Below are 25,858 nucleotides of genomic sequence, written 5' to 3'. Positions count from 1 at the left end.
CATTATATCAGGCATATTCTGGATTTCCATCATTCCTTGGAACTGTATCGATTGAAAGGGTATGAACTCAGTTAGCTTCCAGATCTTCATATAAAAAAAGCCATCTCTCCAGTAGATAATTCTACGTTTGAGACAGCTCTCTTGCTGTACTTAATCTGCTACAAGTTCTTGTGTAGCCTGAACAGACATTTCCTTCGCTTGTCTAATGCAATCAGGCAAGCCTACGCCCTCATAACCTGCACCTGCAATGTACACACCCGGTAATTTGCTACCAAGCTCCTCACGGAGGGCGGCAATATGTTGGAGGTGTCCCACCGGATACTGTGGCATGGATTTACGTAGCCTTGTAATCTCGGAGAAGATCGGCACCGCTTCGATACCCATGGTCTCTCTCAGATCCTTGAGAACGAGATTCGTCAGCGCTTCATCCGGAAGCTCTACGTTCTGTTCGTCACCGGAGCGACCAACATAACAGCGAAGCAGCACCTTATCATCCGGGCTCGTATGCAGCCATTTCGTCGATGTCCACGTGCAAGCCGTAATATTACGGCCCTCTTTCCGCGGAACGAGGAAACCCGATCCGTCGAATACATGCTCCACCTCTTTTTTCTCAAAAGCGAGCACTACATTGGCTACAGACACATAGTTAATCGCATCCAGTGCCGCTGTATCGACGTGAGGCTTCAGCAGCTCCGACGCAACATATGTTGGCACAGTAACCACTACATCATCCGCTTCTAGCTGTTCACCATTCTCCAGTTCAACACGGTATCTGGTCTCCGCTTCGTCAAGACGTTGCAACGACTTCACTGCGGTGTTCAGACGCTGATCCACATCCTGCAGTTCATGTACGAGGGCGTGAACAAGGCTCTGCAACCCCTGGCGAAAGTTCAGAAAGGCACTTCGTTTTGTTCCGGTATGCGTCTCAGCCGGTTTGCGACCCGTCATCATGCCCCGGATCAAGCTTCCGTAATCGCGCTCTACTTCTCCGAACTGCGGGAAAGTAGCCTGGAGGCTCAATCGCCGCATATCACCTGCATAGATTCCTGCGAGCAGTGGTTCCGTCAAGTTCTCCAGCACTTCTGCTCCAAGACGACGTTCAATCATATAACCGAGCGATTCATCCTCTGTTGTACGACGCGGCGGGATGACAAAATCCATCAACGCCCGCAGTTTGCCTGCCGGAGAGACCAGACCACTTCTCAAGAATGGTCTTAGTTCTGTCGGAATACCGAGAACAAGTCCTGCTGGCATAGGATGAAGCTTGCCACGCTGCATGATATACGTTTTCTTCGACTCCGGATTCTGACTGACCAATTCATGATCAATCTCCAATTCTTTGGCAAGATCAATCATTGCTGTTTTGCGAGCCAGGAAAGAATCGGGCCCTTTTTCAATCACAAATCCATCCCGGTGCAGTGTCTCAATCATGCCTCCCATGGACGAGCTTTTCTCGACCAAAGTAATCACAGGTTCAACTCCTGCTTCCCGGTAATGCTTGCGGATATAAAATGCCGCGCTGAGGCCGGTAAGGCCACCGCCGACAACAACAACACGGCGTTTCTTATCACCCATTACTCATCCGACCCTTGCTGCCATTGGCTTATAATAACGTCGCTTAACGTCTCCATGTATAGAGGATCGCTATTGAGAGAATCAATACGCATCAGGCGCATGTCGATCTCTTTGGCAATCGATTTGGCCTCAATATCAAGATCATAGAGCACTTCGAGATGATCCGAGACAAACCCGATTGGTGCCACAAGCACATCCTCTACCTGTTCACGAGAAAGCTCCTGTAACGTATCCAGAATATCCGGTCCAAGCCAAGGCTCAGCTGTTCGTCCGGCACTCTGCCACGTAAATTGCCAATTGGTTATGCCTACACGTGATGCAATCACTTCCGAAGTCTCCAGCAATTGTTGCGGGTATGGATCACCCATCTCCACAATACGCGCCGGCAGACTGTGCGCACTAAACAACACCTTCACATCTCCGCGTTTTGCTCCAGCTTCTTCGAACGCATCCAACTTGGCACTGACACGTGTGGACAACGCCTGAATTAACTTCGGATGCAGATGATAACTCTCAATAAAGGACATATGAACGCCCAGCTCTTCTGCTTTTTCACGCGCACGTTTGATATAACTGCCTACACTCATCGTGGAAAAATGAGGAGCCAGTACAATACCAATCGCTGTCTGAATTCCATCCTTCGCCATCTGCTCCACGCCATCCTCAATAAACGGATAGGCATGCTTCAGTCCTTGATAACAACGGAATTCCACATCAGTGCCACGCTCATCGCGGTTTAATGTCTCTTGAAGGGCCTTGACCTGATTGTCTGTGTTCTCCCGAAGTGGGAAAACACCGCCAACAATGGCTTCATAACGATCCGTCAGTTCTTTCAATTGCTCTGGTTCAGGCGGACGTCCTCTGCGGATATGTGTGTAATACGCTTCAACACTCTCCATATTTTCCGGTGTGCCATACGACATCACCAGTACACCTACAGTATTAGTCATTGGTTACCGTCACCCCACTCTTCATTGCTTCGGCAGAATATTCATGAATATACGCCGTTAGTTCTCTGAGCTTTTCTAGCGATGCTTCAGGAAATAATCCGTGTCCGAGGTTGAATATATAACCCGGCTCCTTGATTCCTTCGTCAATAATCACTTTGGCTTGCTCTTTAATCAGTTCCATCGGGGCAGTCAGCAAATATGGGTCCAGGTTACCCTGTACTGCAAATTTGCCGCCAAGACGTTGACGCCCTTCCGAAATGGATACTCTCCAGTCCAGTCCAATCACATCGGCTTGCAAATTATGCAGTGCTGGCAACAACTCACCGGATGCAACACCAGGGAAATAAATCTTCGGTACATTCAAATCCGATAATTCGGTAAAGATACGGGTAATCGTAGGCAACACATATGTTCTGAAGTCTTTGGGAGAAAGTGCTCCAACCCAGCTGTCAAACAACTGGAATGCCTTACCGCCATTCGCAATATGCGCACGGACATATGTAATAACCATATCACCAAGCTTCTGCATCAACTTGTGCCAAACCTCAGGCTCGCTGTACATCATCGTTTTGGTGCGGATATACCCTTTCGAAGGTCGTCCTTCAATCAGATAACTCGCAATCGTGAATGGTGCGCCCGCAAACGTAATAAGAGGCACATCAAGCTCCTTATCCAGAATTCGAATGGTTTCCAGAATATGTGACAGATCTCCTTCTACGTCGATGGGACGCAACCGATCAACATCTGCAGCGGACCGAATAGGATTATCGATAACTGGACCAATATTTTTTACAATGTCAAAATCAATGCCCAGAGAGGCAACCGGATTCATAATATCGGAATACAAAATAGCCGCATCTACACCAAGTTTGCGTACCGGCATGAGTGTAACTTCAGCCGCCAGCTCGGGTTGTTTGCAGATTTCTAGCAAGGAGTACTTTTCTTTAATTTTGCGATATTCAGGATCGTAACGTCCAGCTTGACGCATGTACCATACCGGGACACGGTCTACCTGTTGTTTAAAACTTGCCCGAATCAGTCGATCATTATAGCTCATGTAAGAAGCCTCCAATAGTTTTTGGACTCATAATTACCATTATGCCCTTTTTAAACAGCCGTAACAACCACATGCAGATGCGTTCTACGTGACAATACTATGACATTCCTTACACCCATCCCTCATATGCCAATTATGTTATAATGAAAGAATGGTGTTTTTTTGAGAATTACAGAAATATCTTTGAAAGGAAGTGAAAGCACTTTGAAAACGTGGAAAGTAAACCTCATTGTGCTTTGGTTCGGACAATTTTTGGTCAATTCGGGCATGACCATGATTACCCCATTTTTGTCTCTTTATCTCGCAAGAGATCTGGGCGTTGTTGGCGAACATGAAATTGGCATATGGGCGGGATTTATTTTTGCAGCCAATTTCCTCACCTCATTTTTGTTCCAACCGCTCTGGGGCAAGTTATCAGACAAGTACGGCCGAAAAGTAATGCTACTGCGTTCGGGATTCGGGATGGCCATCGTAATTGCCCTTATGGGTCTGGCACAGAATCCTTGGCAGCTTCTCTTATTGCGTTTGCTTAACGGTACCATCTCCGGTTTCAATCCTGCAGCTGTTGCGTTGATATCGGGTACCACACCGAAAGACCGCATGGGTTTTGCCATGGGAATCAGTCAGTCCGGGCAGGTTGCCGGCACCATCCTGGGTCCACTCATTGGTGGCTTGTTAGCGGATGCGGTAGGCTTCCGCCCCATTTTCTACATTACAGGTGGACTGATCTTTGTTGCTTCCATGCTCGCCATGTTCCTGGTGAGAGAGAAGTTTGACCGTCAAGAAGCAGCCAAACTACCGGCACAATCCGTATTATCCGGTCTGAAGGAATTGAACAAGTCACCTCAACTGCCCGCACTTTTTGCTGTGACGTTTCTGTTGCAGTTTGCGATGATTAGCCCCATGTCACTCTTGCCGCTGTATGTGCAAAAATTGCATGCTTCGGATGTAAATGTGGCCTTCTGGGCAGGACTTGTCGGTGCAGTTACGGGACTATCCAATATGGCCATGTCTCCGATTCTCGGGAAGCTGAGTGACCGGATTGGTCCTCACAAGGTGCTGACGTTCTCTCTCATAGGAACAGGACTCATGCTTATTCCGCAGGCATTTGTTCAGACCGTGTGGCAGCTCATTCTTGTTCGTTTCATGATGGGTGTGTTCATGGGTGGCTTGCTTCCGAGCGTTAATGCCCTGATCCGTTCCTATACATCCGATAGCATGATCAGCCGTGCATTCAGTTTTAATACGAGTACTCTGGCGCTGGGCAACATGCTTGGAGCGATCATTGGAGGATTTATGGCAGGATTCATCGGGATCGAAGGTCTGTTTATCGTCTCTGGCGGACTGCTGCTGCTTAATATGGTTTGGGTCCGATTCAAATTGTATAACAAACCTGCTTCTATTCAGGAATCCTGATTCCCTATCCATTTCTTAAATAGTCCATCTTAATTTTTCATTTGAAAAAGCCGCTTCCAGCGCCTAATTGGCCTGAGAGCGGCTTTTGTCATTCATGCGCCATTCATCATTTATTTATTAGATTGAACTCTATCGGATAATGTTTCACACCAAATACAAAAGCACTTTGTATCGGTTGCAGAGCCGTTCCAGACACAAGTTGAATGTTTCCCATGTGCTGAAGCAATGTATGAAGAACTACCCTTGCCTCCAATCGAGCGAGTGGTGCACCCAAACAAAAATGAATGCCAAAACCAAAGCCCATATGCCTGTTCGGCTTGCGATCAGAGATGAAATCTTCCGGGTTTTCAAATTGGGCACTGTCCCGATTGGCTGCTCCAACCCAGGAAATCACCTGCTCTCCAGCTTGAATCGTCTGACCATTCAACTCTACAGTTTCCTTGGCGACCCGCCCAATCGCGACAATTGGCGGATAATATCTCAGCGTCTCTTCAATCGCAGAAGTAATCCGTTCAGGCTGTTCGCGCAACTCCTGTTGTAGCTCGGGTTGTTCAGACAGAATACGAACCGCATTGGTAATCAGGTTGGTTGTTGTTTCATTACCGGCAGCAAGTAATAGAATACAGAAGCCTACCACTTCATCTGAAGTCAATTGCTGACCATCAATCTCCGCAGCAAGCAGTAATGAGATCAGATCATCCTTTGGCTGCAACCGACGTTCTTCCATAATGCCAGTGAAATAGATATGCAACTCCTGCATATTTCTTTTTTTCTCCTCCAATAACTCCTGGAAAGCCTGATCACTATCGTCACGCGCGCCTTTCACCAACACATCAGACCAGTCTTTGAACTTTTGACGATCCGCCGCAGGGACTCCGATCAATTCCGCAATGACAATGACGGGCAGTGGTGTTGCAAGGTCATCAATAAGTTCCATATGTCCTTCTGACAGGTGTGGAGCAATTAACTCATCTGTGATTTCCTGAATACGCGGAGCCAATGCTTCAATTGCCTTGGGTGTAAACGCCTGATTCACCAGATCACGCAGCTGTTTGTGTTTGGGAGGGTCTGTCGTCAACATGCTCGTATTGGCACGATCACGTGCAGAAGAGAATAGTTTCGGATTTTTCAGAACGTACTTCACATCTTCATAACCAAAAACATCCCAACATTCTCGATGCTCATCATAGCGGACTGGAGTGTTATCACGAAGTTCTGCATACACCTTGAAGGGAGATAACCTCTCTTCCAAAGTCTCCAGTTCCCGAATCGGAATGTAATTTGCATACTTTCTCGGTGCCTGTTTCATCGTTTCTCCTCCAATCAATATTATATATTTATTTACATATGTTGATCACCCCTATTATAAACATAACTCTATAACGAAACCACTCTTTAGACCGTAATTGAGCCCCATTACCTAATATGCGTTACTATCATCCTCTCATTCTGTTACCTACTTCTGATATGAGTCCCAATTCGACATTCTTTTATTAAATGCTTCATTTTATCAGGACAAAAGACTCATTATGTAATGTTAACTAACATTAAAAGAGCTTATTTTCCTTCAAAAATACTAAAACCGCTTCTTTTCTATCTCTAATCAAAATGAATAATCTTTCATAATTCCTTATAAACAATCATTTTACTCTCATTATCTATGAATGTAACCGATTACTCTATTGTTATCTATATTTGTCATATTACTTAACATAAAATACAATCAATTTGAAATGGTATACATATTCTTCTTAACAAACTTAACATCACACTTACTTGAAGGAGAGTGCTATTCATGAGTAAAACATCCAATCTTCGTCCCTGGGCCGTATGGAGTACCGTAGCTTTAACAGCATTGACCATCTCGTTGTCCCCCATTGGAACCTACGCCGCGCACGCAGCTACGGTAGAGGTGAAAGGCACAACAGGTGCTGTTCAGACAGCAACTACTACTCCAGCTCGTAACACTTCCATCCCTGCAATACCAGACTCTTCCAAGCAATCTGCACTTCCTAATGTATTGGTGATCGGAACTGGCGGAACGATTGCTGGTCAATCCGAGGATGCCACCAGCTTCCAGAATTACAAGGCAGGCACGCTTCCCATTGGAGAGATGGTAGACGCCTTACCGGATAAACAGAAGATTGCCGATGTTAGCACGCTCCAATTCGGAAACTCAGGTTCAGGTTCCTATAGCATGACCGACCTCTATGACTTGTCGCAGACGGTAGACAAAGCTCTGGCAACGTATGACAGTGTTGTCGTTACCACGGGTACAGATACAATGGAAGAAATCGCTTATTTCCTCGATATGACGGTTCAGAGTGACAAACCTGTCGTGATCACAGGCTCCATGCGTCCATGGACCGTCATCGGTTCTGACGCTCAAGCCAATCTGTACAACGCCATCAAACTTGCAGGCAGTGGTCGTACCACTTCATTTGGCACAGTACTCATGTTGAATGATACAATCCAGCTTGCTCGTGGTGTAACCAAGACAAATGATTATCGGACAGATACGTTTGAAACGCCGATGCTCGGCGCTGTAGGATATATTGATGAAGAAAATATCCGAATCTACCGTGCTCCTGCACGTGCCTTGAAACCTGAAGGCACAGCAAAGCCCGTATTTGATCTAAGTAAAATCACAAAGGCAGATCTGGCCAAAGTAGAAATTGCGATCTCGTATCAAGAAGCTGGCGGCGGAGCCATTGAAGGATTCGTGAGCAGCGGTGCCAAAGGAATTGTGACTTCCGGTACCGGAGCTGGCGGTATCTCCAGAGCTATGGGACAAGCTCGTACCAAAGCCATTGAAGAAGGTGTCATCTTTGTGACCACCACTCGGACGGGTTCAGGAAGTGTATATGGCGGTGGCAAAGGTATCATTGCAGGCGACAACCTGAGTCCACAACAAGCTCGTGTATTATTGATGCTGGGCCTGTCCTTCAGTGATGATTTTGACACCATCAAAAAATGGTTTGAAACGTACGGAACACCTGAAGTATAAATCGAACTACTACAACGATATCTGTAAATACAAAGAAAGAGACGATACTCCCTGTGATTCAAGGTGTGTCGTCTCTTCTTTGTGTATTTTTTAGAAAACTCCGTACAGAATCACGATCCCTCTCACAAACATAAAAGCGTGAGATCGTGTTCCATCGGAGTCTTATCTTTAGGAAATATCCACTTTTACTTCACCCAGGCAAGTACCAGCCCATCGTAATCCGGCAACATGGTCGTCACCAGACGCGGGTCACTTGCCATCTGTTCATTGAAACGACGAACAGCCAGCACGGCCGGGCCCTGCTTGTCCGGATTCAGTGTACGACCACGCAGGAAACAGTTATCACCAACAATAACAGCACCTGGCCGAGCCAGCTTGATGGCATAATCGAGATATACCGGATAATTCTCCTTATCTGCATCAATAAAGAAGAAATCAAATGTGCGACCTTCCTGCTCCAATTGCTCCAGGCTGTCTGCCGCCGGGCCAATGCGGTACTCCACCTTTTCGCCAAAACCACCTTCCTCCAGATGACCACGCGCCATTGCCGCATATTCCTCTTTCAGTTCCAGCGAAGTCAGGGTTCCATTCTCACGCAAACCACGCGCAATGCAGATCCCACTGTAACCGCCCAGCACGCCGATTTCGAGCGCAGCTTCTGCTTTGGATGTCTTCGCTAGAAACGTGAGCAATCGTCCATATGCCGCCGCAACCGAAACTTCCGGCATACCGTTCGAACGGATGGCCTCTTTCACTTTCAGCAAAAGCTCATCCTCTTGAAATAATTGATTTACATATTCATCAGGGGTCAGATTCACCACTAAAATCCTCCTTGGACACTTGGACTGCTTTCCATATGGATGCCAATGTTCTATAATAAATGTTTGTTATCAACACAGGCGGTTGACTGATGCATCACTTCGAAAGAGGCGTGCATACGTTCACCGCATTTCTCATTGTAAGTTTTTTCACGGAAAGCGGCAAGGCCGCACCGTTACTATACAGCAGAGAGAAGGATTTCCCTTCTCCAGCTTGAAATGGAGTTGAAATGAATCACATGGCTCAATTGCAATTGATTGCAACCTCGGCGATGGGACTCGAGGCTGTTGTTGCCCGGGAACTGAAACAACTGGGGTATGAAGATGTTACGATCGACAATGGCCGGGTTTTCTTCACAGGAGATTATATTGATATTTGCCGTTGTAACCTGTGGCTGAGAAGTTCGGATCGTGTATTGGTGAAAATGGGTGAATTCCCTGCCACGACTTTCGACGAATTGTTTGAAGGCACCAAAGCGTTGCCTTGGGAAGAGTGGATTCCTGCCGACGGCGAATTCCCTGTAGAGGGTCGTTCTCAAAAATCCCAGTTAAGCAGTGTGCCTGCATCACAAGGGATCGTGAAAAAAGCAATCGTAGAGAAACTGAAGCTGACTTATGACACAGAGTGGTTCCCAGAGGATGGATCTCGTTATGTGATTGAGGTCATTCTGCTGAACGATCGCGCCCTGCTTACTTTAGATACAACGGGACCAGGTCTGCATAAACGGGGTTATCGTAAACTCGTCACCGAAGCGCCACTCAAAGAAACACTTGCTGCCGCTCTTATTCAGCTCAGTCGCTGGAATGTATCTCGTCCATTCTATGACCCATGCTGTGGATCAGGCACAATGCTGATCGAAGCCGCTATGATCGGCTGGAACATTGCACCAGGACTTCGTCGGACCTTCAACTCAGAGGACTGGGCTGTCATTCCTGAAGAATTATGGGAACAGGCGCGCGAAGAAGCATTTGATGCTGTTCGTGACGATATCCCGTTACAAATTTCAGGTAGCGATATTGATCCGGAAGCGATTGAAGTTGCTATGGCAGCGATCAAAAGTGCTGGGTTCGCCAAAGATATTGAAGTCAGCGTCCTGCCCGCTCATCGCGCAAGACCACAGGGTGAATATGGTGTTATCATTACCAATCCCCCATATGGTGAACGTTTAAGTGAAGAAAAAGAAGTTCAGAAGTTGCTCCGCTCATTAGGGCGCAGTTACCTCGACATGCCAACATGGTCCTTTTTTGCAATCACGTCAACCAAAGCTTTCGAGGAGTATTTCGGTCATAAGGCAGACAAGCGTCGCAAGTTGTTCAACGGACGAATTGAAACCCAGTACTATCAGTATTTGGGCCCACTGCCCCCACGAAATAAAACACCACAATCTTCATAATTATTTCGAATCTAAAGTGCTCCTGCCATTCATGGCCGGGGCGCTTTTTTTGTGCGCTTTTCTGGTCATATGAATTCACCGACTTCGGTCTTCGGCTGGACAAGATTCAATTCTCCCTGAGGCATAGTTGAAAACACATGAGGCCACGCTATAATGGATGGAGCCCTATTTTACATTCCGATTACAAAACAACAAAAGCAAGGGGGACATACATATGGTTGTCACTCGGCCTACGCGCAGTGCCATGCCACGCGGGCTTCTAAATCATCCATTAACGTTATATCTTATTTTTCTTGTGCTCATGCTGCTCAAACTCATGTGGCTCCATCACAATCTTCACGCTTATAACATTACGATGGGACTGCTGGATAAAGTCATCGCTATAGGGTCTTTACTACTCTTGTCCTTCTGGACCTGGTTGCTGCCACGTAGAGGCATGATCTTGTCTCTCGCCGTACTTAACCTGCTGCTTACCGCACTAATCTACGCCGATATGGTGTATTATCGCTATTTCCAGGATTTCTTGACCATCCCGGTATTGTTGCAGGCGAGACAAGTTGACGCATTGGGTGACAGCATCGCTACACTGATCTACACAAGTGATCTCTGGTTCTTTGCCGACTGGCTTGTCGTCATTCCGTTCGCAGCTATCGTACTGTTCAGCAGACGTTACCGTTCGAAGCACTCCAGTACGTCTGTTACTGGTTACGGGAGTTATTCGTATAACGATGGCAAGGCACGGTTGCGCCGCCGTCTCACGGCTGGCAGCATCGCCCTTGTGCTGGGACTCGGCCTCGCGGTTGGCCCGATTTATTTCTACAGCAAAACATGGGCCAAAGGCCTGTTCGATAACAACTGGTGGAATGTATCCATGTACAATGTGACCGGACTGCTCGCTTTTCACGGTTATGATCTGTACAACTTTGCCAAAGACCATATCGGCTCCGGGCCGCAGGCTGAACCCGCTGATGTTGAACAAGCAAAGGCATTCTTCGCCGAAAGGCAGGGAGCTGAACCGCAGAACGATGCCTTGTTCGGTAAATATAAAGACAGCAATGTGATCATTGTCCAGGGTGAGGCTTTTATGAACTTCATGATTGGCCAGAGCATTGGCGGTCAGGAGATCACGCCCCATTTCAACGAACTGATGAAGGAAAGCCAGTATTATAGTCACTTTTATCACCAGACAGGTCAGGGCAGAACGTCTGATGCCGATTTTGGAGCAAATATTTCCCTACATCCACTTCCGGTTGGATCAGCCTTTGTACGATATGCAGACCATACGTATGATTCCCTTCCTTCCATTCTGAAGGATAACGGGTATAGCACCAATGTATTTCACGCTTATGAGAGTGGATTCTGGAATCGGTATACGATGTATCAGAACATGAAGTACGACAAGTTTTATAGTAAAAATGATTTTGCACAGGATGACCCGCTTGGCTGGTCCCTGTCTGACGAATCCTTTTTCCGCCAATCCGTTGAGAAAATGAGCAGTGAGGTGACCGAACCATTCTATTCCTTCCTCATTACACTCAGCAGCCACCATCCGTATGCTTTGCCAAAAGAGAAGCAGCAACTGGATGTAGGCGAGTTCCAGGGAACGATGTTCGGTGATTATCTGCAATCCGTTCATTACGTGGATTCGGCGCTCGGCAAGATGGTGGAGGATCTGAAAAATCGGGGATTATGGGAAAATACCATTTTTATGTTCTACGGAGACCACGACAACTCGATCAAGGAACAATCACAATACGAACAGTTCCTGGGACGTTCGCTGAACGAACTGGATATGGCACAGATCATGAACGAGGTTCCCCTGCTCGTGCATTTACCGGACGGAGCAGATGCCGGAACCATCGACGAACCTTCGGGACAACTGGACATCACGCCATCCGTATTGCATCTACTCGGCATGTCCGACCAGTCCTATTATCATATGGGTAACGACGTATATGACGGTTCTGCACGTACGGTTGTGCTGCGTAATGGTGCATTCTCGGATGGTTCTGTATTCTACATTCCATCGGATGACTATATCTATGAGAATGGCGCTTGTTATGACCTGTCCACACGTGACAAAACAGATATCAATGCTTGCCGCCCCGGTCATGATGAAGCAGCCAAGCGATTGCATGTCTCGGACACGGTCATTACCTATGATTTGATTCAGCGCTTTCGAGAGGAAGACAGTTCAACAGCAACATCGCAATGAGCAATATCGTAATGACAAGCTAAACAATTACACGAAATGAATTGAATTGGATTTAAAAAGGGGAACTCTCATTACATGACATCACACACTGAACCACTCAATATTGAACAGAAATTGTTCGATGCAGCCGCAAAATTTGTGCAGCAACGTTATCCTCAGGGATGGGGCGGTGCGGGTGCCGTCTATACCGAAGCTGGCTCCCTACTGATTAGTGTAGCTCCAGAGGTCATCAACGATGCCACGCATCTGTGTATGGAAACAGGAGCTTATCTGGAAGCCCACAAATTGAACGAACGCGTCACCCACTCCCTCTGTATCGCTCGTGATGATGAGCATTCAGAATTTAAGGTCCTTACACCTTGCGGTGTATGCCAGGAACGATTATTTTACTGGGGTGAAGAAGTTAAAGCTGCCGTTTACGATCCTTCTGGCAAACTGGTCTTCAAGAGACTGGATGAGATCCAACCGTACCATTGGTCCAAGGCATATCGGGATAAAAAGTAATCTCCTTGCGAATTATAGAAAGTGGCTTTATAATTGTAACCATATTAGTTTCAACTAAAAGGATGATGGAGGTTTTAATAAAATGAATATTGAGATATGGTCTGATTTCCTGTGCCCTTTCTGTTATATCGGTAAACGCCGCCTGGAGAATGTACTGGAACAGTTCCCACACCGTGATGAAGTGAAGCTGCAATTCAAAAGCTTCGAGCTTGATCCAAACGCTGCATTGAACCCAGGCAAAACCAATTCGGAATATCTGGCTGCCAAATATAATATGAGCGTGGAACAGGCCAAAGGTATGAATGCCCAGATGAATGCCAATGCTCGTACGGCAGGACTGGAATACAATATCGATGCCATGATCCCTACAAACTCCTTCTCAGCTCACCGCTTGACACACTGGGCAGATACACAAGGCAAAGCGCTTGAACTGAGTGAACGGATATTCCAAGCTGTGTTTATTGAAGGTAAACACTCCGGCGACCCTGAAGTGTTGGCTCAGTTAGCAGAAGAAGTCGGCTTGGATCGAGACGCAGCTACGGCAGTGCTGTCCAGTGATCAATTCACCGACAATGTCCGTGCTGACCAAGCAGAAGGAGAGCAACTTGGTATCCGCGGTGTACCGTTCTTTGTATTCGACCGTAAGTTCGCCGTGTCGGGCGCTCAGCCTGACGAGGTGTTCCTGGATGCCATTCAAAAAGCATGGGACGACCGTTCCCCTTTCACCATGGTTGAATCCAACACAACAGAAACAGACGGCAGTGGCATCTGCACAGATGACGGATGCGAAGTCCCGAAAAAAAATTAAGCCAATTCACACACAAAAAGCAGCCGGATCAGGGATATTTCCCGATCCGGCTGCTTTTTCTTATACTTCTTAATTACCCACCAAATCTAAAGATGGATTTGTAATTTTCACGATAACGGAGTGGGCAGAAAAAAGCTGGAGAAGCGGAGCGCTCGCATTTATCACCGGATTTCTCCCTTGATACAGGGAATTTCAAAAAAATCCGGGGATAACGGCGATCGAAAGATTGTTCTGCACAAGTAGTGTCTTAGCGTGACCGATTATGCTACATCTTAAACCCACGAAGAACGATTCCGTAACCGGAACAATCACAAGTAGTTCATCAAACACTTATATTCAATTAGCGCCACCCACTTAATCCCAGAACAGTTGATCCGGATGTGGACCCGTCCGCTTATCCGAATCCAGTGCATCAATCTGTCTCAACTCATCCGGTGTCAATTCAAAGTTAAAGATGTCCGCATTCTCACGAATACGCTCCGGGGTAACCGACTTCGGAATCGTCACAATCTGATTCTGAATGTCCCAGCGCAGAATGATCTGTGCTGGTGTTTTCCCATATTTCTGGGCCAGCGCTTTGAGGGTAGACTCTTGGCTCAGCTTGCCTTTCATGATCGGGCTCCAAGCCTCTAACTGAATTCCCTGCGCCCCGCAGAAATCCTGCAGTTCCTGCTGGATCAGACCCGGATGCAACTCTACCTGATTAACCGCAGGTACCGTTCCACCCTCATCTATGATATCTTGCAAATGATGTACTTGAAAATTACTCACACCAATCGCACGGATGCTTCCTTCGCTATATAGACGTTCGAATGCTCTCCACGTCTCCTTGTACTGATCTCTGCCAGGCCAGTGAATTAAATAAAGATCAATCACATTCAATCCAAGTGCCTTCTGACTGGCTTCAAATGCTCTCAACGTTGAATCAAATCCCTGATCCTCGTTCCAGAGCTTGGTTGTCACAAACAGTTCGTTACGGGCAACACCACTGCTTGCAATAGCTTGTCCCACTTCTTCCTCATTGCCATAGATGGACGCGGTATCAATACTACGATATCCAACCTCCAAAGCGGTCTCAACCGCCTGTTGTACTTCCTTACCTTTTGCTTTATATGTTCCAAATCCTAGCCATGGCATCGTTACTCCGTTGTTCAGAATCGTACAATCTGTAATATGTTTTGTCATTCTGTACCTCCCGTATGGAATTTTGCCTGCTCTTGTTCTATTAACCTTCTCACAGAATTTTAAGCGACCATTCGACATACTGTCGGAGTAACCCCATGGACCCAGAGTCTTTGCAAAAGATATGAAAAACCCGCAAAGCATTGCTGCCCTGCGGGTTCTGATGTGACAGGAACGTTATAAATTCCCTTGACCGTGCTGACTCTGGATTGAATTCAATCTTCTCTTCTCCTCGATGAACATTTCCTCTGCCAACTCAACACCTTGCCCTCCGAGTGAAAGCTCTGCTTGTCGCATCGCCTGCTCCGTGTGTGCCAGACGTCGTTCCGCCTGTACAATGGTCTGTGCCGTCGGATGAGACATGGCCTGAGATACAGCATAATGAAGCTTGTTCACCGCATTTTGCGCCTGAGATACGGTGGTATCGGCTTGCAAACTGGAATCATAACGCTTCGGCATGAGTATTCCTCCTTGGGATTATCATGTTCCTGTTACCCCTTTAGGATGGATAACACAAGCCTTCCTTATTCTTCTTTTGTGTTTTTATCGTAACTTTAGTTGATTACGCTACGTTTATTACATAATCATGCCGAATCAGGAGGAATTCATTTGAAGAAAATATTACTGACACTTTGCATGTTGCCCTTGCTCATTTGGGTACAGGGCTGCACTCCTGCTACATACGAGATAGAAGGATATACAGCGTCATCCATGAACCCAGACATCCCAGTCCCAAGCAATGCGAAGCTCATTAAAATCATAACTGATTCAGGCAATCGAAACATTAAAGAAGGCGTGATGTATGAATTGAAACATATTGGAGGGGAGCAAGGACTCTACCCGCCATTGGATTATTTTCAAAAGTTAGCGGATACAGGATGGGTTGAATTGGAAGAAGAACGGCTGGGACATGTACATTTTCTGAAAAAGGATACGACCGTCATTGCCATTGAAATTCGAGAAGATACCTTCCAAATTACTGAGTTGGTCAAAGGTGCTATGGAGTAACACACCCTTTCACCGCTACCCAAACGCAAAAAAGGAGAGGCACGTAGCCCCTCCTTTCTGATGTGTGGACAGTTTTCTCCACTCACCTTGTTATATCCTACTACTTCACAAACTTTGCGACTTTGGCGAGCACTTCTTCTTCTGTCGGCGCACTGATATACCGACCATTAATAAAGACAAATGCACGTTTCGCGCAAGGACCGCAATAGGATTTGCACCCAATCTTGATCTCCGTGTCTGGAGCCATTTTCTGCAACTTGGGCACAATCGATTTCAGTCGGACATGATTACACTTTTCGCATACGCGGATATCGTTAGCCATGAGTTCCCCTTCTTCGCGCCCTTAGTGGTCGCCGTGATTACCCTGGGACGGATTCGTAATAACAAATCCCTCTTCCGGGAAGTAGAGGTAGTCAATTTTAACACCGTTCAACAAAGGCTGATCATTCGCGAGAATGACATCAATCTCTTTATCGGTAGATACAACTGTATCATTTTCTTTTGGTGTGTCGATATCCAGGCCGTAGTGAGCATGGTCACCATGTGCATGGGTGATGACAACGCGCAGTTTTTTCCCTTCGTTCTCCGGCTTGTCCAATTCAAGCTTCAATACTTTAGCAGCATTACGCGTAATTTTGCAGTTCATTCTCTTCATCTCCTATATTGTAATTGCAGGTTTCAACAATTTCAGCATTCTTAAACTACAGCATCTATTGTAAAGAAAGTTACCGCTCTTCGCAATAACATTGATGCGAATTCAATGTTAAAATGATCCATCGGGCCGCAAATTAAGAAGGTGTCCCCTCCTGAAGCACAGGATATTTACGTTCTGCCCGGCTTACAAACCAGTTCATCAGAATCAAAGTGACCCCGATATCATCGATGGGCATAAACGGCATTACGTCAGGAAGTACCCAGTACAACAGCGCTGGAATAATAAACAACAGCTTTTCTCCCAAAGGAATCTGCGGAGCCCGGAGCAGCCGGGGGAGCCTTTTGAAAACTTGTGTCCATCGTTTGAACGACAGCAGTCTTCTCCACTTCATTTGAATCCCTCCGTATAATTATATATGTCGCCGAAAAGGCACATCCATCATTACCCGTTCGAAAACCATTCAGAACGAATGACGTAACATGCCATTATAAAAAATAATAAAAACGGAACGTCGCTCATAGCGTCCGTTCCTGTTATACGAATGATCTACTGTTAAGTTTCACACCATCATAATTCAGGGTCTTGCCTCATTGTCCATTGGATAACAGTTCAGCCAGCAACATTCCCACTTCTATACAAATATCATCAAACTGTTCTACGGGAAGCGGATTAACACCCAATCCAACTTCTACCGTGAAGCCCGGTCTACCGAAATCTTGAATAAACCAGTCCTTGTATCCGGCATCACTGCCACCGAGCTTCACCGCCTTGTAGCCGGAAGCTTTGGCGAGTCTACGCGACAGCGGTCCACTCTCCCTGGGTTCCAGGTCACGGTAGTTCCAATAGATCTCCTGTCCCTGACTATGCAGGGATACAACCGCATCAAATGTATGTTGCTGCGTCCACTGCGCAAGCGCCTGTGCCTCCGGTTCTGTCAATGGCGCTGTCCCCGCATAATCCCTGGGGCCCGGTGAGGTTATACCTCTTCTCGCTGCCTCTTCATCCCAATGGGCTGGAAATTGATCATTCAGATCCACCCCTCTGATGTTGGCCTTCCAATGGGTGAAATGTGATCTGTCGGCATTCCAGGCCAACAACTGCTGTGCATGTGGATGCTGATTGACCACACCTTCCTGAACCAGTTCGACCCCGTCCGGATTAACCATCGGCACGGCCCAGAGTGTCGTCTCTTGCATCCAGCGTTCTGTCTGGTATTGATGCCATGCCCTATGCGCACCATACGCCTCGGCATACTCTTCAATAAACTTCATCAGAACTGCTGTTGTCAACCACTCATTCGCATGAACGGAAGCGTTAACATGGATATGTCTCGCCCCTTGCCCAATACGCAAATAAGGCAGCGACTTGCCCATGACACTTGTTCCGATTGAACCCGTTTCAATAAACGGGTATTGATTCTCCAGCTTGTCTATATCCCTGATTAATTCTCGATAACCATACTCTCCCTGAATCTTTACAATAGTTTTTCCATTCGAAGCCGGAATATGAATACAGCGACCAACCCAGTCGGTTATATTGGTAATTTCAGGATTGGCCTGGCGCAACAACTCTTCGTCCAGACCAAATCTCCCTGCAATCTCCCCTACACTTTCTCCAGGCGGTACAGCGTATCTGCGATCTGTCCCGGGGACAATACGCAGCATCTGACCTGCCAGCAAGTATGGCTGGGAAGCCACTTCCGGGTTTAGTGCAGCAAGTAACTCTTTGGTCATATGGTGTGCTGACGCAATTCGCGGCAATGTATCTCCCCGCTGAACGATAATCCACTGCAGATCCATGTTGTTCTCCTTTCCACAGGAAAAGACAGGTCTCCTGTCCAGTTCTGACCAATTTCGTGTCTGTAACATATGTATGCAGGTCAGGTTGTCCGTCATGTGACAAGAATCATGTTTATCTCCTGTTAATGCATAATGACGACAAAAAATCCCGGAACTTCACAGTTCCGGGATAGTCCACAGCCAAAATACATTAATATAACTATGATAATTGCGTTACCTGCCAGACAACAGGGGTCTTGGAGATCTGCTCCCCCAACCATCGACGGGTGATATTCTGGAACATTCTCGGGTCACCCGTGCAGAAAAATTGATGCACCGGAGTCTCATCCCCACTGGCCAGCTTTCGTTTATCATATAAAATTGTACTGATTTCACGTGCCGTTTCATCTGCTGAACTGATTAACTTCACTTCCTGTCCCATAACTTCCTGAATCGTGTCCATGAGAAAGGGATAATGCGTACAACCCAGAATAAGACAATCGATTGGCTGTTGTTTAATCTCGCCCAATGATTGTTCCACCGTATGTGTCGTGTGCTCGGAACGAAATTCACCTTGTTCCACCAACGGCACCAGCGCCGGACAAGCCTGACTGACCACATCAATATAGGGGGACAACTGCTTGAGTGCCGATGTATAAGCCCCACTACCTATTGTACCCGTGGTACCAATCACACCAATACGTCCTGTACGTGTCGCTGTGATTGCGGCCCGCGCACCCGGATGTATAACACCAATGACAGGCATATTCACCTTGGCACGGATATACTCCAACGCGGCTGCTGTTGCTGTGTTACAGGCGATAACGATAACCTTCGGATCGAATTGGATCAAGAAATCAACGATTTGTTCCGTAAATTGTTTTACTTGTTCGGACGAACGGGGTCCGTACGGTGTCCGGGCAGTATCCCCAAAATAAATGATCTTTTCCCGCGGGAGCTGACGCATCACTTCCTTGGCGACGGTCAATCCCCCCACACCGGAGTCTAATATAGCGATTGCTTGCTGCACGAACACACCGCTTCCTTCTTCATTGAATTGGTTCTCAAAACGATTGTTTCTCAGAGCTTTCTTCCTACCGTATGAACATTCCGGCAAAAAGGTACCTACATCTTACCCGATTTCATCGCAGGGTTCAAATTAAATCCACGCGCTACGTCATCTATGTGTGGACACGCAACAAAGCAGGCTCTCCTCTAAATAGAGGAAAGCCTGCTTATCCCAAGCTTTGCTTAGTTGTCGTCCTTGGACTCATCCGCAGGAAGCTTCGCTACGATGTCAATTCCGGGTTCATCCACTGTTTTATCGATATCATTATCCACAATGGCTGCCGATATGCGAATTTCTTTCCCTTCAGCGCAATTGCGCCAGGATTGAATATCCTGAATTACAACATCTGCGGTCTCTTTAACTTTGGATACGATCTGCGAACTTTGTTCTCCCACGATACCAGCCAGTTCCTGACCTTTCTCCGATACCTGACGAGCACCTTCTGTAATATCCTGACGAAGTTCACGTCCCGATTTCGGCGCCAGCAATAATGCCGTTACTGAACCAACCACGGAGCCAATAAGAGCTCCCCACAACAAACTTTTGTTAGAATCCTTCACGTCACATCTCTCCCTTTACTATTGTTTAAGTACCGGATCAGAAGCAACGGTCTGTCGCTCAGCCATCCGGGCGAATGCCTACTCTGTTGATGCATTATAAGCAGCACAGGCTTGACTTGACACTCCAGATGTTAAAAATAATCTGAACGCCCTTTTTGAATGGATGCAAATGACTTGGCTTAAACTCAGTTCTGACGAGCCCGCTCGAGATCAGCCGCGGCATGCTCATCCCCCGGGTCCAAATCAATCACATATCGTCCAGGTGCAATCAATGCTGCCTGATGTTCACAACGCCAGCGACGTCCACCTGAAGAACCCAGCGTCTGTCCATCTTGCAGAACATCCCCCTGATCAAATATGTAATATGCTGCACCCAGTAAGGTCTGAGCCACCGTATCGGGATCAAGACCGACGAAGTGACACTGGACATCAGGTACACCCAGCGCAGATAATCCCACGGTATCCATGACCAACCCGCGCTGTTCCTCTGTACCTCCGGCTTGATACATTCGAACGTTCATGGCTGCATACAGATGTTCCTCACGTTCCTGAGCTTGCGTATATGCTTCCGGTTCAACCAGCTTATCACTGCCATACCAATACAGCGCATCACAGGTCACACTCTCCATGATTGCCAGTACAGTCTTCTGAAACAGCTCCAGGCGCTGTTTACGAGGCATGGCAGCCGTGAACATATCATGTATCCGAATGGAGTAACGCGCAGCTTCCACAGCTTGTCCCACTTCCGGCCAATGCCATGCTTGTTGCAGAGCACCGCCAAAGCGAGCACGATCTGCGATTTCATTCACAGGAAGCATGCAAGTCTGAGCAGGGATATCCCCTTCCTGGAAGGATACCTTGTGGTCCAGATGATAGAAGACAAGCATCTCATGCTTTTGCCCTCCGCTCTCTTGTTTCACATCCAGTCGGACTTGTCCTGTATGACGGATCATAGCTTCCTGCAAACGCAGGCGATCCACCTCTGGACGTTCCCGGAACAAAAGTTCAACCATATACACCGGATGGAATCCGGAAGGTGTTTCATTTGTTTCGTTACTTTCAGTATTTACTTCATTGAATTCTTTTGATTCATTTGTCATGCGATTTCCCTCATTCCTTACGCTGTCCCTCGGCTTGTGCCGTATTGAAAGGACCAAGTTCTTTTTCCACGTAGGCGCTAACCTGAGTAGTAAAATATTCAAGTATACTCGGCAACTCTACGCTAAGTGGATGGAGCTCAGACCGCTCCCAAGTGTAATAATCCTGCACCAGTGGCTTGCGTAACGTGACAAGCTGACGCAATATCTCATAGGTCGGATTATCAAAAACCTTTTCTTCATAATTAATCTGAATAATATCATCATAGCTGCTTGCATCTCTCATGATGAAGCCGTCGATCAGATAACTTCCCACATCGGTAACAATCTCGATCGCCAGGTGAAGACAACGTTCCTGTACCATACCCAGCATGAGACTGCCATCCCAAGCTTCTGCTACCCCGCGAAGCCCTTCAGCTACTTCCGGTACAGCAGCAAGCCGGCGGGCAATCTGTTCTCTGTTCACATAATACATTCGTTCACTTCCCGTTCAGTGAGTTATCGGTTCCGTTTCCCTCTTCGCTTAAGCCAGAATATCATCACAGGACAAGCGATTAGAAACACAACAAAAATATATAGAAATTCCATAACGTCTCTTAAATCGCTCATGCAGAGTCCCCTTTATCTCAACGTAGTTTGAATGATAGATCAGATTTCGTAGTCCACTGCAATTGACTGTTCTCTGACTTCGTTCATGTACTTGATAACTTCCTGATGAAGCGGGTGTACCTGATACGCCTGGAGATCCTCCAGTGACGCAAACTCCGCCGTGAGTGAAATGTCGAACGATCTCTCCGAGCGAAGCACATCAATCCCGATTTCAAGTGAAACCAGGACATCAATTTTACCTTCCAGATTGCGAAGCACCTGGGCTGCAGCTTCAATACTTTCTGCTGAGCGATCTTTCATCTTGAACAGGACAATATGTTTTATCATCTGGGCAAACACCTCGTTTAATATAATAGTAGAAATGAATGAATTTTCATGTATCCAAAATATATCATAACGTTCTCTATTACGAAAGGATACTTGGAAACGTTCTCTTGATTAAGAAAAACTAATCCGAACCGTTTCCTTTCGATTCGGATTTCTTTTGCGATCCATCCTCCGTCTGTTTCGCGGAGTCATCCTGCAAAGTTTGTCCTGTTTCAGCCTGCTGTTTGATGTTGTCCGGGGTTTGCTGCGGTTTGGACCATTCACGATTCGTCAGATACTCCTGATCCTCCTGTTTCTTCAACACTGCAATGGCCTGTCTGAGCTTTGCAGGCAATGGAAGACCGATTTTGGCATAATTCTCGGTAATCGAAATGAGTTCATTCACCAGATAGAAATAAATTGCTCCGCCTTTGATAAAATCGGTTCCCATGATCAGATCAATTCGATGAGCAAGCAAAACAACCGTCAGCATGAGCCCTTTGCGAGCAATCCCCCAGAATCCAATGTTGCTATTCAAGCCGGTACCTGTTCTTACCGCCGCTGCCAAACCTGTTATATAATCCACAGCCATCGCGACCGCGAGCAGGCTCAGCAATTGATCCCATCCGCCAAAAGCAAACGTAACAAATGCTCCCGAGATGACAGCAAAGGTATTCACAGATAGATGCACGTTCCTCACCTCTCCTTTACAATTGAGTATCATACAATATATGTAAAAGTAAGAGATTTGACAGGTCACATGTCATGCTGAACATGCGGATTTATCATTTCAGATTTGTGCACATCCTCTTCGCAACAGGGGAACGAAAATCACATGATTTTGGGGAATTCAGGGAAATAAACCGCATCATATCAACAAAAAACAGATAAAAGTTCTTTAGACCTAGTAATAAGCAATTAGAACTATATTATTTTTATTCCTGTCCAATTTCTCCCCACATTTTTAGTGAAACATTGTAATCTAGGAATATACTAGGATGTGAATTGCGCATGGTCTAGTTCGTAGTTCCCTCTTTATCGTGAATTGACGCATTGACGCATTTGTAACAGGTAATCCCGGCACTTGAAAGTACCCCGTTGTTTATTGTAGTATTTGGTTAAAAAAAATCGGAGGAAATATGCCTAATCAACCAGAACAACATTCCATCCAGGCGTGGTCTCTGATCAACCGTAAATACTTGGGAAAAGGCGTCCGTGTTAAACGATTCCGAAAACCGACACGCTGTCAAATCCGCAATCGTGTTCTTCTTGCCGTGCTGATGGCCAATGATATCAAGTTGTCCCAGCTTGCTGAAGACCTCTCCATCTCTTCACGTAGTGTCAGTGCGTGGGTATATGAAGGACGGATACCCGGCAGTACCAATTTGGACAAGACTTGCCAATTACTCGGCTACCCGCGTCATATTCTCTTCAATGAAGAAGTTGTGCGTAATAGCCCTGTCATATGTCAACCCGAGTCATCTCGCTTCATGAAGCGTACGGTGACCCGTTCTCCGGTTAGTAACCGTATTTTGACAGGCTTGTGTATGGTCCATGATCTGTCGGTGACAGATGTCAGCCACTGGATCGGGGTTCATCCCGGCACTTTCCGCAAATGGCTGCATCAGGGAACACTGCCTTCTGCTGCATTTCAGGAACAAGCGGAGCAATTTTTCCGTATCCCGAAAACTATTTTGTTCGCAGATGTCATCTTGAAAGATCGTCGCAACAACTAAATAAGCGAACAGCCAAAAGGCTCTGATCTCCCCATAGGGAGGCCAGAGCCTTTTTTAAAATAAAATGTATGCCTCGTCTCTCGGATTTGAAGCACTGTTCTGGCTACTCCATCAGAAATGTCAGATAACCTACCCTTTTTCACCTTTTGCTCCCAAGGAGAGCCATCACAGCCCGTTACAAGCGAAGTTAAAGCATTTCATCATGATCATTCTCTCTAAAAGGTCATCCTAAACTCGTGTTCAACACTTCATTGATATATCTCAATCCGGTATATCGAGGACGAAGCGTATGCGCTGTGTTGAATGCATGTTCCACCATCTCAGGGGTTACACCGAGTTGCTCAGTAGTCACAGGTCCACCTACTTGTTCCAACCATGCGATGAGCTGAGAAGCCTCCGGCAATTGATCATATATCCCAAACACCGGTTCGCCGGATGTCTGTGCAAGTTCTTTATATTTCACTGTAAGCAATGCACATGCTACACCAACTTTGGCACCATGCAGAACCGGTCTTTCTCCCGCTTGCATCAGATCCATCTCCAAAATATGGGACAGATGATGCTCACCTCCGGATGCCGGACGGGAATGGTCGATGATCAGCATGGAGATACCGGAAACAATTAATGCGTCCATTAATACAGCTACTCCCTCTGCTCGCCCCTCCGCAATCGCTTGTACATGATCTATGCAGGTATGCAGCGCTTCTTCTGTCATCCGATAAGCAACCGGACAGAACGGTTCCCCGCCCAGATCACGAGAAACAATCCAATCTGCAAGGGAAGTATATTTGCCAAGCATATCTCCGAATCCGGCAGCCGTCATCACTTGGGGAGCTTGCTCCAGGATATTCATATCGGCAAAAATGGCTTCAGGCGGAACAGCCTGAAATGTCTGTTTGATTCCGCTTACAATTAAGGGTGCACCAGCAGAGGTAAAGCCATCTACTGAAGCCGCTGTCGGTATCGACAGAAAGGGCTTATTCATTTTGGAACAAACAAATCTCACCAGATCATGAATGGTACCTGAACCCACCGCAATTACAGCCTGACTTTCGAGTCTCACACCCAACATAACCTGCACAATAGTTGCTTCATCCGCAATGATATCCCCCGTGCGATTCTCCGGTAGAGCGATCTCATCCACATGCATTCCCGCTTCGCGAATACTACTCAGCACATCAGATCCGGCGGCCCGAAACGTATGTCGATCATAAACAACCGTCACTTGACGATATCCTTGCTCAGACAAATAACCCGGTAACCTCTGAATGGCCCCAGCTTCCAGATGTATCAGCATATCCACCACTCGGTGTTGATGACCGCAAGCACACTGCTGTGCTTCCTCATTCCATGCTGCAATTCGTTCGTTCATATTCATTCGCTCTTACCCTCCCATATGAGATATCATGCATAATTAACGGGTTAAAACCACAAGATAAAAAAGGAAATAAAATGTGATGATTTTCCTGATCACACTTTACTGCCTGTACCCAATATTTGCAAATCCATATCTCACATTTCCAAGTAGGTGAAGCAATGAAATTAACGAAAGAATTAGGAATTTCGCTCGGATTTCTCGCTGGAACCACTTTTGGCAGCGGTATCGCTTTTTTGTTTCGTCTCCAGTCGGTTGAAGTGGTTGCCAGTGTAACGCTATTTGGTATTGCAGGAGCCATTGCCGGGATCATCACGGCAGTCATTCTGCGCCAGCGGCAACATTAGCATTAGCATGCTGGTAGCAAAATGTAGGCTTCACACGAATGATCCACAAAATAAAAAAAGGTTCGTGAATTGCCCTAGAGCAACTCACGAACCTTTTTTTGTTAGATGCGGTCGAGAGGACTCGAACCTCCACGGGGGTTAGCCCACACGGACCTGAACCGTGCGCGTCTGCCAATTCCGCCACGACCGCATAATATGTATCTCCTCATCCATCGATGAAAAGCGTTCCGGTGAAACAATTCCTTGTTTTACCGTAATTCAGAGTATACATGCTCCAAAATAAAAATGCAACTTCTTTTTTTCCTCATTCAAGAATAGGACATATGTCCTTTTTTCTCAACTTCAAACACCCTATCGTAGCATTAAACAACAAATATACCATCCATAAGAAT

The 25,858-nt window shown here is 46.6% G+C and carries 26 protein-coding genes, 1 tRNA gene and 1 pseudogene; 9 read left to right on the top strand and 19 right to left on the bottom strand.

The window, feature by feature from the left end; genetic code table 11:
• Nucleotides 1–150 precede the first annotated feature (150 nt).
• Genes hemY through hemE form a run of 3 tightly spaced genes read right to left on the bottom strand, consistent with a single transcriptional unit; the run spans nucleotide 151 to nucleotide 3,582 of the window.
• Nucleotides 151–1,575 carry a protoporphyrinogen oxidase gene (hemY, locus tag MKY01_RS10355; protein ID WP_127543973.1) on the bottom strand — a complete coding sequence of 475 codons (1,425 nt, stop codon included), beginning with the start codon at nucleotides 1,573–1,575 and terminating at the stop codon, nucleotides 151–153.
• Complete coding sequence (hemH, locus tag MKY01_RS10350; protein ID WP_036609705.1) at nucleotides 1,575–2,525, bottom strand: ferrochelatase; 951 nt, start codon at nucleotides 2,523–2,525, stop codon at nucleotides 1,575–1,577. Before hemH ends, hemY begins: the two co-directional genes overlap by 1 nt.
• A complete protein-coding gene (gene hemE / locus MKY01_RS10345; RefSeq protein WP_036609707.1) occupies nucleotides 2,518–3,582 on the bottom strand; it encodes a uroporphyrinogen decarboxylase in 1,065 nt (354 codons plus the stop codon). The genes hemH and hemE overlap by 8 nt, the downstream gene beginning before the upstream one ends.
• Nucleotides 3,583–3,786: 204 nt before the next feature.
• Between hemE and MKY01_RS10340 the strand changes: the two genes are divergently transcribed.
• Nucleotides 3,787–4,998 carry an MFS transporter gene (locus MKY01_RS10340; RefSeq protein WP_076249916.1) on the top strand — a complete coding sequence of 404 codons (1,212 nt, stop codon included), beginning with the start codon at nucleotides 3,787–3,789 and terminating at the stop codon, nucleotides 4,996–4,998.
• A 106-nt stretch (nucleotides 4,999–5,104) separates the two neighbouring features.
• On the opposite strand, the gene MKY01_RS10335 is transcribed toward MKY01_RS10340, so the two are convergent.
• Entirely contained in the window at nucleotides 5,105–6,307 is a 1,203-nt protein-coding gene (locus MKY01_RS10335) for a cytochrome P450 (RefSeq protein WP_127543975.1), read from the bottom strand.
• A 486-nt stretch (nucleotides 6,308–6,793) separates the two neighbouring features.
• Between MKY01_RS10335 and MKY01_RS10330 the strand changes: the two genes are divergently transcribed.
• A complete protein-coding gene (locus MKY01_RS10330; RefSeq protein WP_282322013.1) occupies nucleotides 6,794–8,005 on the top strand; it encodes an asparaginase in 1,212 nt (403 codons plus the stop codon).
• Nucleotides 8,006–8,190: 185 nt separating this feature from the next.
• Here MKY01_RS10330 and MKY01_RS10325 read toward each other — a convergent pair whose 3' ends face one another.
• Complete coding sequence (locus MKY01_RS10325; protein ID WP_036670998.1) at nucleotides 8,191–8,823, bottom strand: O-methyltransferase; 633 nt, start codon at nucleotides 8,821–8,823, stop codon at nucleotides 8,191–8,193.
• Nucleotides 8,824–9,062: 239 nt separating this feature from the next.
• Here MKY01_RS10325 and MKY01_RS10320 point away from each other — a divergent pair, with 239 nt between their 5' ends.
• The 4 genes from MKY01_RS10320 to MKY01_RS10305 all read left to right on the top strand — a co-directional run bounded on the left by MKY01_RS10320 (nucleotide 9,063) and on the right by MKY01_RS10305 (nucleotide 13,744).
• Nucleotides 9,063–10,217 (top strand): class I SAM-dependent RNA methyltransferase, encoded by a 1,155-nt coding sequence (locus MKY01_RS10320; protein ID WP_076249918.1) that lies wholly within the window; start codon nucleotides 9,063–9,065, stop codon nucleotides 10,215–10,217.
• Nucleotides 10,218–10,431: 214 nt separating this feature from the next.
• Complete coding sequence (locus tag MKY01_RS10315) at nucleotides 10,432–12,432, top strand: LTA synthase family protein (protein WP_339286389.1); 2,001 nt, start codon at nucleotides 10,432–10,434, stop codon at nucleotides 12,430–12,432.
• Nucleotides 12,433–12,507: 75 nt separating this feature from the next.
• Entirely contained in the window at nucleotides 12,508–12,936 is a 429-nt protein-coding gene (locus tag MKY01_RS10310) for a cytidine deaminase (RefSeq protein WP_315373058.1), read from the top strand.
• Between the two features lie 82 nt (nucleotides 12,937–13,018).
• The gene (locus MKY01_RS10305) at nucleotides 13,019–13,744 is read left to right on the top strand and encodes a DsbA family oxidoreductase (RefSeq protein WP_282322016.1); all 726 of its coding nucleotides are present in this window, start codon (nucleotides 13,019–13,021) and stop codon (nucleotides 13,742–13,744) included.
• A gap of 354 nt (nucleotides 13,745–14,098) precedes the next feature.
• Here the strand turns inward: MKY01_RS10305 and MKY01_RS10300 are convergent, their stop codons facing one another.
• Together MKY01_RS10300 and MKY01_RS10295 are read right to left on the bottom strand one after the other, a co-directional pair.
• On the bottom strand, nucleotides 14,099–14,929 hold the full coding sequence (locus MKY01_RS10300) for an aldo/keto reductase (protein ID WP_315373057.1): 831 nt from the start codon (nucleotides 14,927–14,929) through the stop codon (nucleotides 14,099–14,101).
• 174 nt (nucleotides 14,930–15,103) lie between these two features.
• The gene (locus MKY01_RS10295) at nucleotides 15,104–15,385 is read right to left on the bottom strand and encodes a hypothetical protein (protein ID WP_076209046.1); all 282 of its coding nucleotides are present in this window, start codon (nucleotides 15,383–15,385) and stop codon (nucleotides 15,104–15,106) included.
• Nucleotides 15,386–15,535: 150 nt separating this feature from the next.
• On the opposite strand from MKY01_RS10295, the gene MKY01_RS10290 reads away from it, so the two are divergent.
• Nucleotides 15,536–15,934: a hypothetical protein gene (locus MKY01_RS10290; protein WP_282322018.1), complete on the top strand. Its 399-nt coding sequence runs from the start codon at nucleotides 15,536–15,538 to the stop codon at nucleotides 15,932–15,934.
• Between the two features lie 100 nt (nucleotides 15,935–16,034).
• Here the strand turns inward: MKY01_RS10290 and MKY01_RS10285 are convergent, their stop codons facing one another.
• The 10 genes and pseudogenes from MKY01_RS10285 to MKY01_RS10240 all read right to left on the bottom strand — a co-directional run.
• Complete coding sequence (locus MKY01_RS10285) at nucleotides 16,035–16,256, bottom strand: DUF1450 domain-containing protein (RefSeq protein ID WP_017689421.1); 222 nt, start codon at nucleotides 16,254–16,256, stop codon at nucleotides 16,035–16,037.
• A 21-nt stretch (nucleotides 16,257–16,277) separates the two neighbouring features.
• The gene (locus MKY01_RS10280) at nucleotides 16,278–16,580 is read right to left on the bottom strand and encodes a heme biosynthesis protein HemY (protein WP_036609727.1); all 303 of its coding nucleotides are present in this window, start codon (nucleotides 16,578–16,580) and stop codon (nucleotides 16,278–16,280) included.
• A 142-nt stretch (nucleotides 16,581–16,722) separates the two neighbouring features.
• Nucleotides 16,723–16,980 (bottom strand): hypothetical protein, encoded by a 258-nt coding sequence (locus tag MKY01_RS10275; protein ID WP_036670081.1) that lies wholly within the window; start codon nucleotides 16,978–16,980, stop codon nucleotides 16,723–16,725.
• A 196-nt stretch (nucleotides 16,981–17,176) separates the two neighbouring features.
• Nucleotides 17,177–18,382: a M14 family metallopeptidase gene (locus tag MKY01_RS10270; RefSeq protein ID WP_282322200.1), complete on the bottom strand. Its 1,206-nt coding sequence runs from the start codon at nucleotides 18,380–18,382 to the stop codon at nucleotides 17,177–17,179.
• A gap of 205 nt (nucleotides 18,383–18,587) precedes the next feature.
• Entirely contained in the window at nucleotides 18,588–19,397 is an 810-nt protein-coding gene (gene racE / locus MKY01_RS10265) for a glutamate racemase (RefSeq protein WP_036610949.1), read from the bottom strand.
• 221 nt (nucleotides 19,398–19,618) lie between these two features.
• Entirely contained in the window at nucleotides 19,619–19,996 is a 378-nt protein-coding gene (locus MKY01_RS10260; protein WP_017689426.1) for a YtxH domain-containing protein, read from the bottom strand.
• A gap of 185 nt (nucleotides 19,997–20,181) precedes the next feature.
• Entirely contained in the window at nucleotides 20,182–21,096 is a 915-nt protein-coding gene (locus tag MKY01_RS10255) for a DUF4261 domain-containing protein (RefSeq protein ID WP_339286388.1), read from the bottom strand.
• 10 nt (nucleotides 21,097–21,106) lie between these two features.
• Nucleotides 21,107–21,568 (bottom strand): HepT-like ribonuclease domain-containing protein, encoded by a 462-nt coding sequence (locus tag MKY01_RS10250; protein WP_339286387.1) that lies wholly within the window; start codon nucleotides 21,566–21,568, stop codon nucleotides 21,107–21,109.
• A 173-nt stretch (nucleotides 21,569–21,741) separates the two neighbouring features.
• Nucleotides 21,742–22,029, bottom strand: a complete 288-nt coding sequence (locus MKY01_RS10245) for a Dabb family protein (RefSeq protein ID WP_017689429.1) — start codon at nucleotides 22,027–22,029, stop codon at nucleotides 21,742–21,744.
• Between the two features lie 286 nt (nucleotides 22,030–22,315).
• Nucleotides 22,316–22,699, bottom strand: a pseudogene (locus MKY01_RS10240) (phage holin family protein); the annotation flags it as partial.
• 448 nt (nucleotides 22,700–23,147) lie between these two features.
• Between MKY01_RS10240 and MKY01_RS10235 the strand changes: the two are divergent.
• Complete coding sequence (locus MKY01_RS10235) at nucleotides 23,148–23,744, top strand: helix-turn-helix transcriptional regulator (RefSeq protein ID WP_017689431.1); 597 nt, start codon at nucleotides 23,148–23,150, stop codon at nucleotides 23,742–23,744.
• A gap of 223 nt (nucleotides 23,745–23,967) precedes the next feature.
• Here MKY01_RS10235 and MKY01_RS10230 read toward each other — a convergent pair whose 3' ends face one another.
• Nucleotides 23,968–25,122 carry a sn-glycerol-1-phosphate dehydrogenase gene (locus MKY01_RS10230; RefSeq protein WP_315370698.1) on the bottom strand — a complete coding sequence of 385 codons (1,155 nt, stop codon included), beginning with the start codon at nucleotides 25,120–25,122 and terminating at the stop codon, nucleotides 23,968–23,970.
• 158 nt (nucleotides 25,123–25,280) lie between these two features.
• On the opposite strand from MKY01_RS10230, the gene MKY01_RS10225 reads away from it, so the two are divergent.
• The gene (locus tag MKY01_RS10225) at nucleotides 25,281–25,466 is read left to right on the top strand and encodes a hypothetical protein (protein ID WP_036609735.1); all 186 of its coding nucleotides are present in this window, start codon (nucleotides 25,281–25,283) and stop codon (nucleotides 25,464–25,466) included.
• Nucleotides 25,467–25,572: 106 nt separating this feature from the next.
• Here the strand turns inward: MKY01_RS10225 and MKY01_RS10220 are convergent.
• Nucleotides 25,573–25,656: transfer RNA gene (locus tag MKY01_RS10220), tRNA-Leu, on the bottom strand.
• Nucleotides 25,657–25,858 lie beyond the last annotated feature (202 nt).

It is taken from the genome of Paenibacillus sp. FSL R5-0486 (assembly GCF_037975155.1).
GTDB lineage: Bacteria > Bacillota > Bacilli > Paenibacillales > Paenibacillaceae > Paenibacillus > Paenibacillus amylolyticus.
Note: the sequence above shows the minus strand (reverse complement) of the source record. Positions and strands in the feature narration are given on the sequence as shown.

Coding starts and splice junctions, on each gene's coding strand:
- MKY01_RS10310 (WP_315373058.1), top strand. CDS start 12,508: ATGACATCACACACTGAACCACTCAATATTGAACAGAAATTGTTCGAT.
- hemH (WP_036609705.1), bottom strand. CDS start 2,525: ATGACTAATACTGTAGGTGTACTGGTGATGTCGTATGGCACACCGGAA.
- MKY01_RS10235 (WP_017689431.1), top strand. CDS start 23,148: ATGCCTAATCAACCAGAACAACATTCCATCCAGGCGTGGTCTCTGATC.
- MKY01_RS10255 (WP_339286388.1), bottom strand. CDS start 21,096: ATGACAAATGAATCAAAAGAATTCAATGAAGTAAATACTGAAAGTAAC.
- MKY01_RS10335 (WP_127543975.1), bottom strand. CDS start 6,307: ATGAAACAGGCACCGAGAAAGTATGCAAATTACATTCCGATTCGGGAA.
- MKY01_RS10250 (WP_339286387.1), bottom strand. CDS start 21,568: ATGTATTATGTGAACAGAGAACAGATTGCCCGCCGGCTTGCTGCTGTA.
- MKY01_RS10330 (WP_282322013.1), top strand. CDS start 6,794: ATGAGTAAAACATCCAATCTTCGTCCCTGGGCCGTATGGAGTACCGTA.
- MKY01_RS10295 (WP_076209046.1), bottom strand. CDS start 15,385: ATGCCGAAGCGTTATGATTCCAGTTTGCAAGCCGATACCACCGTATCT.
- MKY01_RS10300 (WP_315373057.1), bottom strand. CDS start 14,929: ATGACAAAACATATTACAGATTGTACGATTCTGAACAACGGAGTAACG.
- MKY01_RS10280 (WP_036609727.1), bottom strand. CDS start 16,580: ATGAACTGCAAAATTACGCGTAATGCTGCTAAAGTATTGAAGCTTGAA.
- MKY01_RS10230 (WP_315370698.1), bottom strand. CDS start 25,122: ATGAATATGAACGAACGAATTGCAGCATGGAATGAGGAAGCACAGCAG.
- MKY01_RS10285 (WP_017689421.1), bottom strand. CDS start 16,256: ATGGCTAACGATATCCGCGTATGCGAAAAGTGTAATCATGTCCGACTG.
- MKY01_RS10320 (WP_076249918.1), top strand. CDS start 9,063: ATGGCTCAATTGCAATTGATTGCAACCTCGGCGATGGGACTCGAGGCT.
- MKY01_RS10305 (WP_282322016.1), top strand. CDS start 13,019: ATGAATATTGAGATATGGTCTGATTTCCTGTGCCCTTTCTGTTATATC.
- MKY01_RS10275 (WP_036670081.1), bottom strand. CDS start 16,980: ATGAAGTGGAGAAGACTGCTGTCGTTCAAACGATGGACACAAGTTTTC.
- MKY01_RS10225 (WP_036609735.1), top strand. CDS start 25,281: ATGAAATTAACGAAAGAATTAGGAATTTCGCTCGGATTTCTCGCTGGA.
- MKY01_RS10245 (WP_017689429.1), bottom strand. CDS start 22,029: ATGATAAAACATATTGTCCTGTTCAAGATGAAAGATCGCTCAGCAGAA.
- MKY01_RS10315 (WP_339286389.1), top strand. CDS start 10,432: ATGGTTGTCACTCGGCCTACGCGCAGTGCCATGCCACGCGGGCTTCTA.
- hemY (WP_127543973.1), bottom strand. CDS start 1,575: ATGGGTGATAAGAAACGCCGTGTTGTTGTTGTCGGCGGTGGCCTTACC.
- hemE (WP_036609707.1), bottom strand. CDS start 3,582: ATGAGCTATAATGATCGACTGATTCGGGCAAGTTTTAAACAACAGGTA.